17 protein-coding genes are annotated in these 18,939 nt (G+C 59.8%); 6 read left to right on the top strand and 11 right to left on the bottom strand.

The window, feature by feature from the left end; translation table 11 throughout:
• Positions 1–6: 6 nt before the first annotated feature.
• From KW839_RS13775 to KW839_RS13745, 7 genes are all read right to left on the bottom strand, one after another.
• Positions 7–1,071 (bottom strand): imelysin family protein, encoded by a 1,065-nt coding sequence (locus KW839_RS13775; protein ID WP_218424639.1) that lies wholly within the window; start codon positions 1,069–1,071, stop codon positions 7–9.
• Between the two features lie 27 nt (positions 1,072–1,098).
• Positions 1,099–2,526: a di-heme oxidoredictase family protein gene (locus KW839_RS13770; RefSeq protein WP_218424638.1), complete on the bottom strand. Its 1,428-nt coding sequence runs from the start codon at positions 2,524–2,526 to the stop codon at positions 1,099–1,101.
• A gap of 278 nt (positions 2,527–2,804) precedes the next feature.
• A complete protein-coding gene (locus KW839_RS13765; RefSeq protein ID WP_060539588.1) occupies positions 2,805–4,160 on the bottom strand; it encodes an imelysin family protein in 1,356 nt (451 codons plus the stop codon).
• A gap of 166 nt (positions 4,161–4,326) precedes the next feature.
• Positions 4,327–6,378 (bottom strand): bifunctional diguanylate cyclase/phosphodiesterase, encoded by a 2,052-nt coding sequence (locus KW839_RS13760; protein ID WP_060539589.1) that lies wholly within the window; start codon positions 6,376–6,378, stop codon positions 4,327–4,329.
• Positions 6,379–6,917: 539 nt separating this feature from the next.
• Positions 6,918–7,514, bottom strand: coding sequence for a superoxide dismutase (locus KW839_RS13755; RefSeq protein ID WP_060539590.1), 597 nt, complete (start codon positions 7,512–7,514; stop codon positions 6,918–6,920).
• Positions 7,515–7,691: 177 nt separating this feature from the next.
• Positions 7,692–8,294: a LysE/ArgO family amino acid transporter gene (locus tag KW839_RS13750; protein WP_060539591.1), complete on the bottom strand. Its 603-nt coding sequence runs from the start codon at positions 8,292–8,294 to the stop codon at positions 7,692–7,694.
• A gap of 5 nt (positions 8,295–8,299) precedes the next feature.
• Positions 8,300–8,701 carry an ACT domain-containing protein gene (locus tag KW839_RS13745; protein ID WP_060539592.1) on the bottom strand — a complete coding sequence of 134 codons (402 nt, stop codon included), beginning with the start codon at positions 8,699–8,701 and terminating at the stop codon, positions 8,300–8,302.
• Positions 8,702–8,796: 95 nt separating this feature from the next.
• Here KW839_RS13745 and KW839_RS13740 point away from each other — a divergent pair, with 95 nt between their 5' ends.
• The 4 genes from KW839_RS13740 to KW839_RS13725 all read left to right on the top strand — a co-directional run bounded on the left by KW839_RS13740 (position 8,797) and on the right by KW839_RS13725 (position 12,740).
• A complete protein-coding gene (locus KW839_RS13740; RefSeq protein ID WP_218424637.1) occupies positions 8,797–9,696 on the top strand; it encodes a LysR family transcriptional regulator ArgP in 900 nt (299 codons plus the stop codon).
• Positions 9,697–9,791: 95 nt separating this feature from the next.
• Positions 9,792–10,784, top strand: a complete 993-nt coding sequence (locus tag KW839_RS13735) for an NAD(P)-dependent oxidoreductase (protein ID WP_218424636.1) — start codon at positions 9,792–9,794, stop codon at positions 10,782–10,784.
• Between the two features lie 117 nt (positions 10,785–10,901).
• The gene (locus KW839_RS13730; protein ID WP_060539595.1) at positions 10,902–11,777 is read left to right on the top strand and encodes a hypothetical protein; all 876 of its coding nucleotides are present in this window, start codon (positions 10,902–10,904) and stop codon (positions 11,775–11,777) included.
• A gap of 114 nt (positions 11,778–11,891) precedes the next feature.
• Entirely contained in the window at positions 11,892–12,740 is an 849-nt protein-coding gene (locus KW839_RS13725; RefSeq protein ID WP_060539596.1) for a cache domain-containing protein, read from the top strand.
• 107 nt (positions 12,741–12,847) lie between these two features.
• On the opposite strand, the gene KW839_RS13720 is transcribed toward KW839_RS13725, so the two are convergent.
• Together KW839_RS13720 and pobA are read right to left on the bottom strand one after the other, a co-directional pair.
• Positions 12,848–14,365, bottom strand: coding sequence for an MDR family MFS transporter (locus tag KW839_RS13720; RefSeq protein WP_218424635.1), 1,518 nt, complete (start codon positions 14,363–14,365; stop codon positions 12,848–12,850).
• 78 nt (positions 14,366–14,443) lie between these two features.
• Positions 14,444–15,628: a 4-hydroxybenzoate 3-monooxygenase gene (pobA, locus tag KW839_RS13715; RefSeq protein ID WP_218424727.1), complete on the bottom strand. Its 1,185-nt coding sequence runs from the start codon at positions 15,626–15,628 to the stop codon at positions 14,444–14,446.
• A 189-nt stretch (positions 15,629–15,817) separates the two neighbouring features.
• Between pobA and KW839_RS13710 the strand changes: the two genes are divergently transcribed.
• Positions 15,818–16,714, top strand: coding sequence for a helix-turn-helix domain-containing protein (locus tag KW839_RS13710; RefSeq protein ID WP_060539599.1), 897 nt, complete (start codon positions 15,818–15,820; stop codon positions 16,712–16,714).
• Positions 16,715–16,722: 8 nt separating this feature from the next.
• Here KW839_RS13710 and KW839_RS13705 read toward each other — a convergent pair whose 3' ends face one another.
• Positions 16,723–16,899 (bottom strand): hypothetical protein, encoded by a 177-nt coding sequence (locus KW839_RS13705; RefSeq protein WP_177336931.1) that lies wholly within the window; start codon positions 16,897–16,899, stop codon positions 16,723–16,725.
• Positions 16,900–16,998: 99 nt separating this feature from the next.
• Positions 16,999–17,904, bottom strand: a complete 906-nt coding sequence (locus KW839_RS13700; protein WP_218424634.1) for a LysR family transcriptional regulator — start codon at positions 17,902–17,904, stop codon at positions 16,999–17,001.
• A gap of 105 nt (positions 17,905–18,009) precedes the next feature.
• Here KW839_RS13700 and KW839_RS13695 point away from each other — a divergent pair, with 105 nt between their 5' ends.
• Complete coding sequence (locus KW839_RS13695) at positions 18,010–18,894, top strand: MBL fold metallo-hydrolase (RefSeq protein ID WP_218424633.1); 885 nt, start codon at positions 18,010–18,012, stop codon at positions 18,892–18,894.
• The last annotated feature ends 45 nt before the right edge of the window (positions 18,895–18,939 follow it).

Genomic DNA, 18,939 nt, shown 5'->3' with positions numbered 1-18,939 from the left:
TCCTCATCAGTCACCATCGTTGGCGTTGAAGCCCAGTTGGATGCCCAGCGCCTTGGCCAGCTCGCCTTCGTGCAGGCGGTGGACGACGTTGAGGCTGTCGTAGAGCTCGTTGAGCTGCTGGCGACCGGCATCGTCACCGAGCATATCGGTCAGCGAGCGCTGGTTGCCGGCGAACAGTTTCAGCGAAGCGGCATAAGCGGCGTCGATCTTGTCGGCCAAGGGTTTCTGCTCGCTCGGCAACAGACCGCGCAGGCCTTTGTTGTCGACACCTTCCCATACCGTTTTGGCGGCGGCGAGGCTGGCTTCGAGACTGGCCAGGGATGATTGGCTACGCCAGGCATCGGCCTGGAACGGCTGCGGCACGCCCTTGCTCTGGCGGCCCATCGGCGTGCCGAGCTTCTTCTTCAAGGTGTCCAGGGCGGTCACTTGCACGCGCAGCAGGTCAGCAATGGCTTCGTGGGAATCGGCGTAGCGCTGATTCGGGAATTTGCTCATTTGCGCGAGCATGCCGTCGGTGTTGTTCCAGCTTTGCAGGATCTCTTCGGCCAATTGCTTCTGACGCTCGCCGATCGCGACCAGCAGGGGGCAGAACCTGGCTTTCTGTTCAGCCTTGGCAACATCGGGCTTGCTGTCGAACAGGACGTACTCATAGGCCGACAGGCCTTGCACCACAACGCTGGACTTGGCCAGGGTGGCAGCATCGATCTGCGGTTGCGCGGTGACCAGTTGCTCGACCTGACGGCCCACCAGGTTTTTCTTGTCCGGCCAGAACTGTACTTGCCAGGCACGGTTGCCTTCGGCCAACGGCCCGATCAGCAAAGGTTGCAGTTCGGCCCAGGCTTTTTGTGCGTGAAGGAAGTCGGCGCGGGCCGTTTCCAGGGTTTGCTTGCCCTCACAGTACGCGAGAGCGCTGACGGCCAGCTGACGGTCGGCCTCAACCCAGCGGGTGTAGGTCGGCAGGATCACCGATTTGGCGATCGCCGCCGAAGTGACCGCTTGCGGGTCCTGGGGCGAGCAGGCGCCCAGGGCGAGGGCGGCGAGGCTGGTGAACAACAACTTGGGACGGAACATGTCGGGCTCCCGCTGAAGGAATGCGTATTAAAGGGAATTCAAAAACGCCAGCAGCGCAGCACGCTGCCCGGCATTGAAAGACAAAACCTGTTGCTGCGCCGCTGTCGCTTCGCCGCCATGCCAGAGCACCGCTTCGAGCAAGTTGCGGGCACGGCCGTCATGCAGGAACTGAGTGTGGCCACTGACCGCCTGTGTCAGGCCGATGCCCCACAACGGCGGGGTGCGCCAGTCGCGGCCACTGGCCTGGAATTCGCTGCGGTTGTCGGCCAGGCCTTCGCCCATGTCATGCAGTAGCAGGTCGCTGTACGGGCGAATCACTTGATTGGCCAGTTCAGGTTCGGCGGCGTTGGCGGCAGTAGTGTATTTCGGTGTGTGACATGACTGGCAGCCAGCCTGATAGAACAGATTTTTGCCGGCCAGCACTTCAGGCGCGCTGACGTCGCGGCGGGCCGGTACGGCGAGATTGCGGCTGTAGAACAGCACCAGGCGCAGGATGTTATCGCTGACTTCCGGCTCGCCATTCGGGCCGTTACCACTCGGCGCCTGTTTGCAGGCGGTTTGCGCGTCGGTGCAGTCATCAAAGGGTCTCAGGCTGGTCGTGAGGCCCATATCACCGGAAAACGCGTGGACATTCTGTTGGTTGAGGTTCGGTTGGCCGGCTTTCCAGCCAAACCGCCCGAGTACGGTTTTCTGTTGGACATCATCCCAGACCCGGTTCGGGCGTCCGGCGATACCGTTTTTCTCCTTTGCCTGCGCCTCGGCGTTGGCCAGGATCGCCTCGTCGGGGATCGCTTCGAGCAGGCCCAGGCCGATCATCGGCGGCGCCACCCGTGCAGAAAAACGCGTGTCGGGATGCATCGGGCCGTAGCCCAGTTGGCTGATGTTCAGGCTTGGCTTGCGCAATATCACTTCGGTGCCGTCCTTGAAGTGAATCGGCACGGGTGTGTAATCAACCCGCACTTTGCCTTCCGGTGCCACGCCGGGGACGGCCATGTCCTGGAATTGGCCACCGTAGACCGGTTCAGGCAGCACGCCGATCTGTTCGATTACCTTGGCGTAGGCTGGGTCATTGGGAATCGACAGGCGCACCAGCATCGACACGGCGTTCTGCGCCCCGGGCTCCGGCGGGTGACCGCGGCCGTCCTTGATGTGGCAACCCTGGCAGGCATTGGTATTGAACAGTGGGCCCAGACCATCACGCGCGGTGGTTGTCGCCGGAGCGATCACCCAGGGATTGCGGAAAAAGCTGTTGCCGACGCTAAAGTCCACGCGCCGGGACGGCGGCAGGTTGGCCGAGGGCAGGGAAAAGGCATTCTGATCGCTCTTGCGCACGGTCGCGCTGCCACCGGAGCGGGCTTCGCCGGGTTCGGCTTCGGTGAAACGCGGGGCGTCATCGCAGGCACTCAGGCCCAGGGCCAGAAACAGTGCGGACAAGCGAAGAGGCAGCGAGGGCATCAGACATCCTGCAAGACGAGCAAAACAAGGGCGCAAAGTCTAACAGGGCAGGGGAGATTGAATAAGAGGAATTATCGTTTGGTTGATGTGGGGCAGGGGATTTGCGCAACAGTGATCCCTTGTGGGAGCGGGCTTGCTCGCGAAAGCGGTGTCACATTCAACAATAGTGCTGACTGACACACCGCTTTCGCGAGCAAGCCCGCTCCCACATTGATGGTGTTGCGCCAGAATAAAAAAGGCGACCCGCAGGTCGCCTTTTTTCACTCAGCCAGCGTTGATCAGAACTCGTGATCAGCGTTGTCCGGGTTCAGGTCGCTGATGCCCAGCTTGCCAGCGGCGGCTTCGATCGAACCGGTCTGCTTGACCAGGGCGGCGATAGCGTCGCGAACGATCTGGTTGCCAGCGGTGTTGCCGGCGGCGATCAACTGGTCGTAGTGCTCACCCTTGTTGGCGTGGTCGACGATCACCTGCATCTTCGCTTCGGTGGCTGCCAGGTCGGCTTTGAGCGCGGTGTCGGCAGCCGGGTCGGCTTTGGCCACCAGGGACGACAGGCTGGCGCCGGTCATTTTGCTGCCGTCGACGCGGGTGTATTCACCCAGGTAGACGTTACGAATGCCTTTGGCATCGTAGAACTGCGAGTTGTGGGTGTTATCGCTGAAGCAGTCGTGTTCGTCTTCAGGGGAGTTGGCTTCCAGGGAAACCTTCATGCGCTCGCCCGCCAGTTCGCCCAGGGACAGGCTGCCCATGCCGAACAGCATTTTGCGCAGACCGGATTCAACCGGTTCGGCTTCCAGGGTGGCACGGTAGTTGTCGGCCACGTTGGGCTTCCAGTTACCAACCATTTCTTCCAGGTCGCTAACCAGCAACTGGGTCACGGACTTCAGGTAAGCACGGCGACGATCATTGTGACCGCCGGTTGCGCCTTTGCCTTCCAGGTAGTCGGAGGCTGGACGGTTGCCGGCGCCAGGGCCGGTGCCATTCAGATCCTGGCCCCAGAGCAGGAATTCGATGGCGTGGTAGCCGGTGGCGACGTTGGCTTCGGAGCCGCCCAGCTCGTTCAGGCTGGCGAGCTTTTCCGGGGTGATGTCTTTGACGTCAACCTTGTCTTCGCCGACCTGGATTTCAGTGTTGGCGATGATGTTGGCGCTGGCACCCGGGTTGCCCAGGGCGTGTTCGTAGGATTTGTCGACGTAGTCGATCAGGCCTTCGTCCAGTGGCCAGGCGTTAACCTGACCTTCCCAGTCGTCGATGATGGTGTTGCCGAAGCGGAACACTTCGCTCTGCAGGTAAGGAACACGAGCGGCCACCCAGGCGGCCTTGGCGGCCTTCAAAGTGTCGGCGTTCGGCTTGGCGAGGAAGGCATCAACGGCGGTTTGCAGGGTCTTGGCAGTGGATTCGGCATCGCTGTAAACGGCAAAAACGATGTCGGCGTAATGGGCGACAACGGCTTTGGCGGCGGCTTCGTCGACCTTGCTGGCAGCGGCAGGTGCGACGGCTGGAGCAGCCGGTGCAGCAGCGGCGCTGGCAGCCGGCGCAGGCGCGGCAGCAGTTTCTTTGTCTTTACCTTCACCGCAGCCGGCGAGGGAAATAGCGATGGCCAACAGACTGGCGGTAGCCAGAGGCATACGAATCATGGCGAACATCCTGCTTCGATAGGGGGTTGAATGGCGCCTTGGGCGCGCAAAACTGCGACATAATGCAAATCTTTCGCATTATGTGTAAAGGGTTGTACCTGTAAATATTTCTTATTCACACAGGGGCGTGCTTCACCCTGCAGGAGCATGCTCGCTCCTACAGGGGTTACAGAATTACCGCGTTGCTACGCTGCGCCTGTTTCAGGTAAGCACTCAATTCCCGTGCCGACAGCGGCTTGCTGTAGTAATAGCCCTGACCTTCGTGGCAACCTTCGGAGATGATGTAGGCCTCCTGCTCGGCGGTTTCCACACCTTCGGCAATCACCTGCATGCCAAGGCTTTTACCCAACTGGATGATGGCCCGGACGATGGTCGCATCGTCGTCGTCATCGAGCAGGTCCTGAACGAAGCTCTTGTCGATCTTGATCTTGTCCAGGGGCAGGCTTTTCAGGTAGCTCAGGGACGAATAGCCGGTCCCGAAGTCGTCGATGGCAATCAGTGCCCCGGAGCGGCGCAGGCTGAGCAAGTGCTGGGCGGCAGTGCTGATGTCTTCCATCAGGCCGGTCTCGGTAACTTCCAGTTCCAGGCTGCGTGGAGGCAGGCGGTACATCTGCAACAGGTTGTTGACCACCCTTGGCAACTCGGCGTGGTGCAGTTGCACCGTCGACAGATTCACCGCCATGCGCAAATCGTTGAAGCCCTGGTCATGCCAGTCGCGCAGCTGCTTGCAGGCCTGGTCCAGTACCCATTCGCCAATGGCAATGATGGTGCCGTTCTGCTCAGCCAGCGGGATGAACAGGTCTGGCGGTACCAGCCCGTGCTCGGGGTGCTGCCAGCGAATCAACGCTTCGACACCGACTACCCGATGATCGCGGTAGCTGATCTGCGGCTGGTAGAGGAGGTAGAACTGGTTGCGGGTCAGGGCATCGCGCAGGTCTTTTTCCAGTTCGCGCCGGCGGCGCATTTCGGTATCGACACTGGCAATATAGAACTGATAGCGGTTGCGCGAGCGGGTCTTGGCCAGGGTCATGGTCTGCTCGGCCTTCTGCAACAACTTCTCGGTGCTGTCGCCGTCCTCGGGAAACAGAGTGATGCCGATGGTGGCACGCAGGCGGATTTCCTGATGATCGAGGGCGAACGCCGCTTCCAGATCATCAAGAATGCTTTGCGCCAGTTCGGCGGCTTCGTAGGGTTGTTCCAGATCGGCCTGCACCAGGGCGAACTGGTCGCCACCCAGGCGGGCAAGGGCACCGAGGCGACCACTATGGCCGCGCAGGCGGTCGGCCAAGGCCAGCAGTAATTGGTCGCCGGTCTGATAGCTGAACTGTTCGTTGATGCCCTTGAAGTCGTCGAGGCCTACACACAGCACAGCGACCCGGCGTTGCAGCTTGCCGGCGTCGATCAGGATCTTGTCCAGCTGATACTGCAATTGCTGCCGGTTCGGTAAACCGGTGAGAAAGTCGTATTGGGCCATGCGCAGCAGGCTGTTTTCCGCTTCATGACGCAGGTGAGTATTGCGCTCGATGGATTCAAGCAGCTGATTTGCCGTGTTGATCCAGATGCCCAGCTCGTTTTTCTCGTGCCCCTTGAGCAATGGGATTTTGTGCTCGCTGGGGCGATCCGGGTTGATTTCCGTGAGGTGCTTGATGATCCGCGACAACGGCTTGGTCAGCAGCCAGTGATAAACCAGGTACAGCACAAGCCCCATCGCCAGGGCGCGCAACACGCCGGAAATGAAGATGATCACCGAGCTGACGATAAAACCTTGCCCGTAGGTGGCGGTATCGAGGGTAATGCTCAGGTCGCCGTAATACTCACTGTACGGCCCGCGACCCACCAGTTGGGTGGTGAAAGTGCGTTCCTTGCCAAGAATCAGGTCGGTCAGCCAGCGACTGCTCGATTGCTGCAACTCGCGGGTTTTTTGCGCGAGCATGGGCTCGTTGGGGTGGCCGATGGACGCCTGGCGTACGGCGTCATCCTGAAACAAGCCCTCGATGACCTGCATGCCCATTTCCCGGTCCAGGCTATAGACAGCCTGGGTCGAGGGGTCGCGAAACATATCGAGGATGCGCTCGGCATCACCGGCGACGGCCTGGCGTGTTTTATAGGCATCGAAAACAATCTGCGCGCAGCTCAAGACTACGCCGACGATCAATGCCGACAGGAGCACAACCCGGAGCAACTTCACCGACAAGCTGTTCTTGAGTTCCAGCTTCAAAGGGCTATTCCTTGTTCCGTGCGGGCAGCATCAAGTTGCATTGAGTATTGGCAATCCCGTAGGGGCAGTCAAAGGGACAATCGGCCACAGGCGGGTTTGCCTGCAGCCTGGCCGATTTTTCGTTGCCCTGAGCCATTTGCCTATTAGTACTGTGTCGGTTGTCGAGTCCTTCAACTTGAGGGGCTGGGTGGAGAAAATTTCCATTTGGTTGATGTTAGACGTCTGTGGCTGTGCGGCAAGAGGCGCGCGGCTTGTTTCATTGTGGGAAATTGGCTTGGGTTCGATAGCGGCATGACGGTCGCGATGTGGAGCATGATTTACCTTGCATGGCGGCCTTGTAACCGACCTATCTCTTGCGGCGATCCCCAATTCTTGTGGGAGCTGGCCTGCCGGCGATGGTGGCCTGTGAGCCGACCAATCCCTCCCGGATGTACCCGGACAAATGTGAGGCTTGCTCGCGAAGAGGCCCCATCAAACCGAAAAATCCCGGGCAATAAAAAACCCGGCTGAAAAGCCGGGTTTTTTGACTGGCGTCGGACTTAAGCGGTGAAGGTCTTGCCTTCGAACTGCTCAGCCACGAATTTCCAGTTGACCAGGTTCCAGAACGCTTCGACGTACTTCGGACGAACGTTGCGGTAGTCGATGTAGTAAGCGTGTTCCCAGACGTCGCAGGTCAGCAGCGGAGTGTCGCCGTTGGTCAGCGGGTTGCCGGCGCCGATGGTGCTGGCCAGGGCCAGGGAACCGTCAGCCTTTTTCACCAGCCAGCCCCAGCCGGAACCGAAGGTGCCGATGGAAGTCTTGCTGAACTCTTCCTTGAACTTGTCGAACGAACCGAAAGCAGCGTTGATCGCGTCAGCCAGTGCGCCGGTTGGTTGGCCGCCAGCATTTGGTGCCAGGCAGTTCCAGTAGAAAGTGTGGTTCCAGACCTGAGCGGCGTTGTTGAAGATACCGCCCGAGGAAGTCTTGACGATTTCTTCCAGGGTCTTGCCTTCGAACTCGGTGCCTGGCACCAGGTTGTTCAGGTTCACGACATAGGTGTTGTGGTGCTTGTCGTGGTGGTATTCCAGGGTTTCCTTGGAAATGTGCGGCTGCAGGGCGTCGTGTGCGTAAGGCAGCGGCGGCAATTCGAAAGCCATGATGATTCTCCTAATCAGGTCAGTTGCGGTGAGCGCAAGGCCGATCACGGGCGGCCAGACTAGCGCCGGGGAGTTTGTACTCTTTGCGGCGCAGGGATTCGGATCATAGCACCGGGGTGGCGGCATAACCACGCAACAACTGTGTGGAATAGAGGTTCCAGGGCTGTGCGGAACAATTTACCCGGCGGTAATTAACTGGACGGCTACGGCAAACATCATCACCGCCACCAGCAGGTCGAGAATTCGCCAGGTACTCGGTCGAGCCAGCCACGGAGCCAGCCACGCCGCGCCCAGCGCCAGGGTGAAAAACCACAGCAGCGAGGCACTGGCCGCGCCCACCACATAGGCGCCGGGTTCGGTTTGTTGGGCGCCGAGTGAGCCGATCAGTAAAACGGTGTCCAGGTAGACATGCGGGTTGAGCAGCGTTACCGCCAGGGCGCTGAGCATCACCGCCCGCAGCGAACGCACGGTCTGGTTTTCTCCTTGTTGCAGGCTCTGGCTGGAAAAAGCCCGGCGCAGCGCCTGGCTGCCGTACCACAATAGAAACGCCGCGCCGCCCCAGCGAGCTATGGCCAACAGCGTCGGATTTTGTGCCAGCACCGTCGCCAGGCCGAATACCCCGGCGGCCACCAGCAATGCATCGCAGGCCACGCAAAGCGCGGCCACCGGCAGGTGATGTTCACGCCGCAGGCTTTGCGCCAGAACAAACGCATTCTGGGTACCGATTGCCATGATCAGTCCGAAGGCCACCAACAGGCCGTTCACGTAGCTTTGCCACATATCGTTTACTCCGCGTTGGCCGCCAGGTTCCGCAACACCTGAAGGGCACGGTCGGCGTCGGCCTGGCCGACGAACAAATGGTCGTGGTAATAGCCGGCGATCACGTTGCAGCTGATGCCGGCGTTGCCCAGTGCGCTGGCAAACGCGGCAGTCAGGCCGACGGCTTCCAGGGCCGAGTGCACGTTCAGGGTGATCCACGCAGCCACGTAGTCGAAGCTGAATCCGGCTTGTTCGGCGCGGGAACGTTCGAGAATCACGGTCAGACCTTCCTGCTCGCGAAAGCTGCCGACAATCTCCAGACCTGCCGGCAAATGGCCGTCGCGCAGGGTGCAGAACACATATTCGCCAGCGTTGAGTTGCGGGCTCATGCTGCGCAGCAGCGTTGCCAGTGAAGTTTCGCCAGCCATGGGGTAATCCTTGTTCAGAAGTTCATGCTGGTCATTCTCCGTTGGAAGCCTGTATAAGAAAAACAAATCATGCTGATCGCTCATTAGGAAAACTGATGTTCGACTACAAATTGCTTTCCGCCCTGGCCGCAGTGGTCGAGCAGGCCGGTTTTGAACGGGCCGCGCAGGTGCTGGGTCTGTCGCAATCGGCGATTTCCCAGCGCATCAAGTTGCTCGAAGCCCGGGTCGGGCAACCTGTGCTGGTGCGGGCTACTCCGCCCACGCCGACGGAAATCGGCCGGCGCCTGCTCAACCATGTGCAACAGGTGCGCTTGCTTGAACGCGATCTGCAAAGCCTGGTACCGGCACTGGATGAAGAAGGCTTGCCGGAGCGCCTGCGGATTGCCTTGAATGCCGACAGCCTGGCCACCTGGTGGGCGCAGGCGGTGGGGGAGTTCTGCGCGCAACAACACTTGTTGATGGATCTGGTGGTTGAAGACCAGACCGTCGGCCTCAAACGTATGCGTGCCGGAGAAGTGGCGGCTTGCCTCTGTGCCAGCGAGCGCCCGGTGGCCGGGGCGCGCAGTGTATTGCTGGGGGCCATGCGTTATCGTGCGCTGGCCAGCCCGGCCTTCATTGCCCGGCACTTTCCCGAGGGCGTTCGCGCTGATCAGCTGGCTCGAACCCCGGCGCTGGTATTTGGCCCGGACGATTTCCTGCAGCATCGCTATCTCGCATCCCTGGGGGTCAACGGTGGATTCGAACACCATCTCTGCCCATCGTCTGAAGGCTTTATCCGCCTCACCGAAGCGGGACTCGGCTGGGGGCTAGTCCCGGAGCTTCAGGTGCGCGAGCAACTGGAGCGCGGGGTATTGCGCGAACTGTTGCCAGATAAACCGATCGATGTGCCTTTGTACTGGCATCATTGGCGCAATGGCGGTGAGTTACTGGGTTTGCTGACCGATCAATTGGTGCTCGCGTCGAAGCAATGGCTGGTGCCCTGGGTGCAGCCTTGAGCGTCAAGCTGCGAGCGGCAAGTAAAGCGCGTGTGCACTGTTTTAACTTGCGGCTTGCAGCTTGACGCTTGCAACTGCATTTCTAGGAGCAATAAATGAAGATTCTGGTTACCGGCGCAAGCGGCTTCATTGGCGGACGCTTTGCGCGTTTCGCCCTGGAGCAGGGCCTGGACGTACGGGTCAACGGTCGCCGGGCCGAGAGTGTGGAGCATCTGGTACGTCGTGGTGCCGAGTTCATCCAGGGCGACCTGAGCGACCCGGAACTGGCACGCGAGCTGTGCTCGGACGTCGAGTCCGTGGTGCATTGCGCCGGAGCGGTGGGGTTGTGGGGACGGTATCAGGACTTCCATCAAGGCAACGTCCAGGTCACCGAGAACGTTGTCGAGGCCTGCCTGAAACAACGGGTTCGACGGTTGGTGCACCTGTCATCGCCGTCGATCTATTTCGATGGCCGCGATCATCTGGGCCTGACTGAAGAACAGGTACCCAAGCGTTTCAAGCATCATTACGCCGCTACCAAGTACCTGGCCGAGCAAAAGGTCTTCGGTGCCCAGGAGTTCGGTCTCGAAACCCTGGCCCTGCGCCCGCGTTTCGTTACCGGTGCTGGCGATATGAGTATCTTCCCGCGTTTGCTGAAGATGCAGCGCAAAGGGCGCCTTGCGATCATCGGCAATGGCCTGAACAAGGTTGATTTCACCAGCGTGCAAAACCTCAACGAAGCCCTGCTCAGTAGCTTGCTGGCCAGCGGCTCTGCCTTGGGCAAGGCTTACAATATCAGTAACGGCACGCCGGTTCCCCTGTGGGACGTGGTCAATTACGTCATGCGCGCAATGGAAGTCCCACAGGTTACCCGCTACCGTTCCTATGGCTTGGCCTACTCCGTTGCGGCGCTTAACGAAGGCGTCTGCAAGCTATGGCCGGGGCGTCCCGAGCCGACCTTGTCGCGCCTGGGCATGCAGGTCATGAACAAAAACTTCACCCTGGACATCAGTCGCGCCCGGCATTATCTGGATTACGATCCCAAGGTCAGTCTGTGGACGGCGCTCGATGAATTCTGTGGCTGGTGGAAGGCTCAGGACATTCGCTGATACTCAAGTCACGGTCGCTTTCTGAACCGATGGCGGGCGTTCAGGGTCAACCTGTGCGGCTGTGGGGTTTATACTGCGGCGCATCAAGCCATCACGTGTTTCACAAAGGTTGATTGAATGTCCATGCGTAACGATGCCCACGACGACTTTGACGATGTACCGAGCTTGCGTGCAGACGTTCTCGACGACGATGAGTTTGTGCCCACTGTGCGCAAGGTCGTGCATGCGCGCACGGCCCCGGTGGTCAAGGTCAAGGCGGCGAGCACCGGCCCGCTCTGGGCGCTGGTTGGCGCCTTGTTCATTGCTTTTGCCGTTCTTGCCTGGTGGAGCTTTCAGCAGATCTCACTGATGGAGCAGCAACTGGTGGCGACCCAGGAAAGCTTCGCGCGAATCAGTGAGGAAGCGGCAGGGCGCTTGCAGGATATTTCCGGCAAGGTGGTCGCCAGCCAGACCAGTGTCAGCAGCGACAGCGAAGCCCTGAAGCTGCAAATCAGACAGCTGGAAAGCAAACTCCAGGATCAGAATGCGCAGCAACTGGGCGTTGCCGGCCAGGCGTCGGAGCTGGACAAGCGTCTGGCACAGATGAGCGCGCAAACCACCGATCTCGATAAGCGCCTGGCACAGATCAGCGCCCAGAACACCGAGCAGCAGAGTGCCAACGGTCAGTTGCAGGCGCAAGTCAAAGCATTGAGTGGCGACCTGGCGGCACTCAAAAGCGCCTCTGCCGACAGCGAGAAGCTCGACGCGCAGATGAAAAGCCTGGGGGCCGATATCGTCGCACTGAAGAAACAGGGCAATCCGAGCGCTGCCATCGAGCGTCTCGAACAAGAAATCATTGTACTCAAAAGCGTACAGGACAATCGTCCAGCCCCGGCTCAGGGCGCGACCAATACCGCCGAATTCGATGCCTTCCGCGGCCAGGTAACCCGCAACATCAACACCCTTCAGGCGCAGATTCAGAATCTTCAGCAGCAACTGCGCGCCCGGCAGTAAGTAGTCAGGTCTTTCCGGATGCGCCGGGAATGATTGGCTGACAACACTCAATACCCATACATGCCCCATTGCCGTCTACGCTCTTGTAACACCAATGAGAACGAGGGATGGGCAATGGGGTTTGTGCATAAATTCGTCTTGCTGTGCGGCATGCTTTTAATGGGGCTGGGCCAGGCGCAGGCCGCCGCGACAGAGAAGGAAGACAGTCAGGCGGCCATCGCCTTGCTGGAAAAAGCCCTGGCCTACTATCACCAGAATGGCGACAAGGCCTTCGCGGCATTCAGCCGCCAGGGCGAGTTTGTCGACAAGGATCGTTATGTCTTCGTGGTTGACACCAAGGGCGTGATGCTCGCCAGCGGCGGACCTTCTGCAGCACTGATAGGCCGGGACGTGTCGGAAACCCTGCCCCCGGACTTGCAGAAAACCTTCAAGGACGCCCTGAAAGTGCCGGAGGGCAATGGTATCCAGCAGGGGGAATATCGCTGGCAGAACTGGTCGGACGGCAAGGTCGAACGCAAGCGCGTCTACTACCAGCGCATTGGCCAGCGCATCCTGGCCGTCGGTTATTACCTGCCACGGGCGTCCGCGGAGCAAGCCATGGCGCTGCTCAACAAAGCGGCGATCGATCTGACCAAGGACGAGAAGGGCACCCTGACGGCGATCAACTCACTCAAGGGCGGTTACCTGCAGGATGATTTGTACGTGTTTGTCGTCGACCTCAATACCCGGCGTTACGTCGCCCATGGCACTAACCTGCGGCTGATCAATACCGACTTCAGCAGCATCAAGGATCCAGAAGGCAATCCGGTGGGCGAGCCGATCCTGGCGCTGATGGCCAAACAGGACTATGGCGAATACGAGTACCGCTGGAAAAACCCGGTGACCACCAAGGTCGAGAACAAGCATGCATACCTGAAGAAGGTCGGGCATTTTCTGGTCGCAGTCGGGTATTACAGCCCTTGATAATTTGCTGTTTGTCATGACGCATTCGCGAGCAAGCCCGCTCCCACAAGGACTGCGAAAATCCTGTGGGAGCGGGCTTGCCCGCGAATAAAGGCGACTCGCTTTGCCTATCGAGCCTTGTCCTCACGCCCGCGCAATAACATGTTCGGCATGGCAATCGCCGCCGCCAGCCCCAGCAACGACACCGCTGCACTGACCGTCAGCAAATGCCGGAATGTCAGCAACAACTCGGCACGCAAGGCGTCCTGGGCATCCCCCGGTGCGGCGTTCAAACCGTCCAGCAAGACGTTCCCCGAATGCCCTTCGGCGATCAGCGCGGAGCCAGCCAGGTGGGCGAAGCTCGAGTCCTGCAGCAACGCCAGCAGCAGTGCCGACATCAGCGCCACACCCACCGCGCCGCCCAGCGAGCGGAACAGATTGGTGGTGCTGGTGGCGACGCCGATATCCCGTTGCTCCACAGAGTTCTGCGTGCCCACCAGAGAAGTCGGGAACTGCATGCCGCCGGCGATCCCGCTGAGCAACATGAACAGGCTGCTCAATACCAACGCCTGTGGCGGGGTGAACGCCATGCCCAGGATCGAAATCGGCATCAGCACTGCACCGGTGAGTATCATGGGTTTGTAACGACCGGTCACCGAGGTGCGGCGGCCGGCGAAATAAGCGCCTATCGGCAATCCGATGGCCAATGGCAGAAGGTGCAGGGCGGCGCTGTCGGCCCCGGCGCCGGTCACGCTCTGGAAGCGCAACGGCATCAGCACGATCAGGGAAATGGTCTGGAAGCTGGTGAAAAAAATCGTGCACCAGCACAGGATCGCATTGCGATTGGCAAACAGATGCATGGGCAACAACGGTTCCCGCGCCCGCCGTTCATGGGCGACGAACAGCGCCAGCACCAGCAGCGCACAGGCGAGCAGCGAGAGTACTTGGCTGCTGCGCCATGAATGACCCTGGCCAACCTGGGTGATCCCGAGCAGCAACGCCGTCAGGCCTATGACCATCAGCAGGGTGCCGAGATAATCGATGATCGGTTTGCGCTGGGGAATGGGCAGCCCCACCAGTGTTCGGTTGGCTACCAGCCACGCACCCAGGCCCAGCGGCAGGTTGATCAGGAACACCCAGCGCCAGGACAGGTATTCGGTCATATAGCCGCCGAGCACCGGCCCCGCCACGCTGGCCACCGCGTACATGCTGCTGAAATAGCCCTGGTAACGACCGCGTTCCCGGGGCGGCACGATGTCGCCGATGATCGCCTGGCTCACCGAAATCATCCCGCCAGCACCGATGCCCTGGAAAATACGCGCCAGCACCAGTTGTTCCATGCTCTGGGCCATGCCGCAGAACACCGAAGCCAGGGTGAACAGAGCCATGCCGAACAACATCAGTTTGCGCCGGCCGTACAGGTCGCCCAGTTTTCCGTAGATCGGCACCGCCACGGTCATTGCCACCATATAACCGGAGATGACCCAGGCGAGCAGGTTGACGTCCTTGAACTGCGCGGAAATGGCCGGCATCGACACGGCAACGATGGTCTGGTCCAGTGCCCCGAGAAAGATCGCCAGCATCAAAGCGACCAGAATGCTGCGGATCGCCGGTTTTGGCGTTTCAGGCTGGTGGAGATTGGTCACGGGAAAACCTGCGGCAGTAATTGACCTGCAAGCCGCCAGGCGAGCAGGGAATGCTCGCCAGTGTAAGTCGATAGCAAGCTATTCGATAGTCTCGTACGGAAGGCCGACGTAATTTTCTGCAATGGTTTTTCGGCCGGCCTCGGAGCCGATGAAGTACTCAAGCTCTGACTCGACGATGCGCTGGTCAAAGGCGTCCTGATCATCGAAACGATGCAGCATCGAAGTCATCCACCAGGAAAACCGCTCGGCTTTCCATACCCTGCGCAGGCAGATTTCGGAGTACTTCTCCAACAAATCGAGGCGGTCTTCGCGATAAACCTTGAGCAGAATATTAAACAGCGTACTGACATCGCTGGCCGCCAGGTTCAAGCCCTTGGCGCCGGTGGGCGGGACGATGTGCGCCGCATCACCGACCAGGAACAGCCGCCCGTACTGCATCGGTTCGACCACGAAGCTGCGCAACGGCGCGATGCTTTTTTCGATGGACGGCCCGGTGATCAGCTTGTTTGCCAGGTCTTGGGGCAGGCGTAACTTGAGTTCGTCCCAGAAGCGTTGGTCGGACCAGTTATCGACGTGATCGCTGGTCGGCACTTGCAGGTAGTACCGGGTGCGCGTCGCCGAACGCATGCTGCACAGGGCAAAACCGCGCTCATGGCGGGCGTAGACCAGTTCTTCGTGGACCGGCGGGGTATCGGCGAGGATTCCCAGCCAGCCGAACGGATAGACCCGCTCGAACACTTTCAGGCAGTCGGCGGGTATGGACTGGCGCGCCACGCCGTGAAAACCGTCGCAACCGGCGATGTAGTCGCAGTCGAGGCGCCAGGCCTGGCCGTCCTTCTCAAACGTGACAAAGGTTTCTGCGCTTTTCATGCCATGGGGAACGACATCGCCGGCCTGGTAAATTGTCTGCGCGCCAGCCTCCCGACGAGCGGCCATCAGGTCGCGGGTGACTTCGGTCTGGCCATAGACCATCACCGTTTTTCCACCGGTCAGGGTGTGCAGATCGATGTGTACCTGACGGCCGTCGAGGGCCAGTTCAAAGCCGCCGTGGACCAACCCTTCGCGGTCCATTCGCTGGCCCACGCCGGCCTGGCGCAACAGCTCTACCATGCCCTGTTCGAGGACTCCGGCGCGGATTCGCCCGAGCACATAGTCGGGGCTCTGGCGTTCGATAATGACGTTGTCGATACCCGCGTTGTGCAGCAACTGGCCGAGCAGCAAGCCTGATGGGCCGGCACCAATGATGGCAACCTGGGTTTTCAGCGTTTTCATTGTTTTTATGACTCGCAAGCTTCACGCGACCAGGGCCGGTGAATGATTTTTATGGATCGAACGCTTGCATTTTTCCCTTGCGGGTCTGTCAATTGAAGGTGAAAACTGAGCGGATACCTGTACATTCTGCCAATCAGTGCGATTATCGCCCGCCATTTACTCGAGGCCTGGATTGACGTCATGAACAAGCCTGACCTGCCTTCGATTCCCGTGTTCAAGCTCTACGGTGAAAGCCTGGATTGGCCAACCCCGGACTTGCTGCACTGCGAAACCATTTCCAAACGCAGCCGCGAACATCATTGGCAAATCAAACCCCATCGCCATGCCGATTTATGCCAGTTGCTCTTCGTATTCAAAGGTCAGGCAGAACTTGAAATCGAAGGCAAACGATCGCAACTGACAGAACCGGCCATCCAGATCCTGCCACCGCTTTCGGTGCATGGCTTTCGTTTTTCCGAGGACGTGGAAGGGTTCGTGGTAACCCTGGCGACGCCACTGATCACCCATTTGCAAGGGCAGCTAGGGCAATCGGTGAATGCCCTGGCCCAGGCCGAAAGCTACCCGGCGGGCGAGAATGGCGAATACCTCAACAGCCTGTTCAGCGCATTGCACACTGAATACACCAGCCATGAGCCGGCGCGGGAAATGCTCATGCATTCGCTGGTCAGCGTGATCATGGTGTGGGTCAGTCGTCAGGTGATCCAGCGACGTACCGCACTTGCGCGACCACAGCGTGCGCGGGAATACCTAAACGGGTTTATTCAACTGGTGGAAGAGACTTATCGCCAACACGTCAAGGTCGAAGACCTGGCCCACCGCCTGGGGATTTCGGTGTCGCATCTCAATGGCACCTGCCGCGAGCTGGCGGGGCAACCGGCATTGCAGATCATGCACGAGCGTCAACTGCTGGAGGCCAAGCGCTTGCTGACCTATACCAGCATGACCATTTATGAAATGTCCGACGTGTTGGGATTTTCGGATCCGACCAATTTCACGCGGCTGTTCCGCCGTCGAGTGGGCATTTCGCCCAAGGCGTTCCGCGACCGCTTGAAGGCCGAACAGGACAAGGACAGCTGACTCCCGTCCTACCGCAGGGCGTTGAGCGTCGCGTTGTGGGGAACGCAGCGCTCGAAGTAACAGCTCGAGTATTCACGGGGCAGGTCGCGCAGTTGTTCCACGCGCCAGGCCGCAGCGCCATACAACCCGAGCGTGAACGCGCAGGTGATGAGAATCGCAAGGTATCTTCTTGTTTTGATGTTCATGGCGTTGACCTCTGAACGAATACCCTCGGGTATTACTTTGAGCATAGGTCAGGGTCGGTGAGTTGTGTAGGAGTTGCCGCAGGCTGCGATCTTTTGATTTTAAAACCCGGCATCCCACTCCGGTTCTTGCGCAAATCTCACCACCAGAAAATCCAGCAAGCTGCGCAGCGCCGCAGGCATGTGCTTGCGTGAGGCGTACACCGCGTACACGTTCAACTGCCGGGGCTCGACGGCAGGCAGCAAGCGAATCAGCTCGCCGCTGTGGATATGCACCCCGGCCTGATACGTGGGCAGCATTGCCACCCCGGCCCCGGCCAGGGTGGCGCGTAACAGGGTACTGGCTTCGTTGGCGCTGATGTTGCCTTGCACCGGCACAGATACCTGCTCGCCGTCCTGCTCGAAATGCCAGAGGTTTTTGCCGAAGTAGGAATGGGTCAGGCAGTTATGCAGGCTCAGGTCCTCGACCCGTTGTGGCGCCGGATGTTCGCGCAGGTAGGCGGGAGTGGCACAGACCACCGAGCGACAGACCGTCAGCCGGCGAGCGATCAGGTTTGGGTCCAGGTCGTTGCTGGTGCGAATTGCCAGGTCGATACGTTCATCCACCAGGTTCACCGTGCGGTCGAGCATCTGCATGTCGATGCTGACGCCGGGGTAACGCTTGACGTACGCCGCCATGGCATCGGCCAGTTGCGCCTGGCCGAACGACGTGCTGACGCTGATTCGCAGCAGGCCGCGCGGAGCGTCATCCGGTTCGCTGACGGCGGCTTGCATGTCGCTGGATAAATCGAGCATCTGCCGACAGCGCGGCAGTATTTCGCTGCCGGCAGCGGTCAGGCTTAATTTGCGCGTGGTGCGATGCATCAGACGCGCGCCGATCCAGTCTTCCAGTTCGGCCAGGTACCGCGACACCACCGGCCGTGACAGCTCCAGATGATCGGCGGCAGCGGACTGGCTACCAAGATCGACCACAGTGACGAACACCCGCATTGCTTGTAGACGATCCATGATTTGCCCGATTTTAGAAACAAACTATGTCAAAGGATCGCATTTTTTGTACTGAAGTACGCAATTAAGCTCTGTTGCATCGCCATTCGGACAACGGAGCAACAGATGATCGGTTTCACCACTCTCAAACGCGTTTTACTGGCCAGCGCCGCACTTGGCTTCGGTGCCCATGCCGCAGCGTCGACATTGACCCTGGACGTCTACAATCCCGGCGAACAAGCGATTTTCCCGGTGACCTCTGTACTGGTCAGCGGCGACAAAGAGGCGATTCTGATTGATGCGCAATTCGGCAAATCCCAAGCTGAAAAAGTGGTGGAAAAAATCCGCGCCAGCGGCAAGCTACTGACCACTATCTACATCAGCCACGGCGATCCAGACTACTACTTTGGCCTCGATACCCTGACCGCCGCATTCCCCAAGGCCAGGGTGCTGGCCTCGCAACCGACCGTCGAGCACATCAGGCACTCAGTCGAGGGCAAACTGGCGTTCTGGGGCCCGAAGATGGGCGCGGACGTACCGGCCAAAACCATCGTGCCGGATGTGCTCGAGGGCGACAGCCTGATTCTCGAAGGGCAGAAGCTGCAGGTAGTCGGTCTTGACGGCCCGCAGCCGGATCGCAGCTTCGTGTGGATTCCGTCGATCAAGGCCGTGGTGGGTGGTGTCGTGGTGGCGCAAAACATCCACGTCTGGATGGCCGACACCCAAACTGCGCAGTCCCATGCCGATTGGCTGACTACGCTGCATTCGATCGAAACCCTGAAACCGAAAACCGTGGTGCCGGGTCATTACCTGGGTGAGAGCGCGCGCTCACTGGCGGCAGTGCAGTTCACCGCCGACTACATCAAGGCGTTCGACGAGGAAACTGCCAAGGCGAAAGACTCTGCCGCGCTGATCGGCGCCATGAAAAAACGCTACCCGAGCCTCGCTGAAGAAAGTTCTCTGGAGCTGAGCGCCAAAGTCGCCAAAGGTGAGATGAAGTGGGGCGAATGACCGAGGCTTGAGATGATCGTTCCCACGCCCGTGAGAACGATCAGG

The sequence above is a fragment of the Pseudomonas sp. PDM31 genome (assembly GCF_019218965.1).
In the GTDB taxonomy this organism is placed as follows: Bacteria; Pseudomonadota; Gammaproteobacteria; order Pseudomonadales; family Pseudomonadaceae; genus Aquipseudomonas.
The sequence above is the reverse complement of the archived record's forward strand: the minus strand, read 5'-3'. Positions and strand labels throughout refer to the sequence as shown.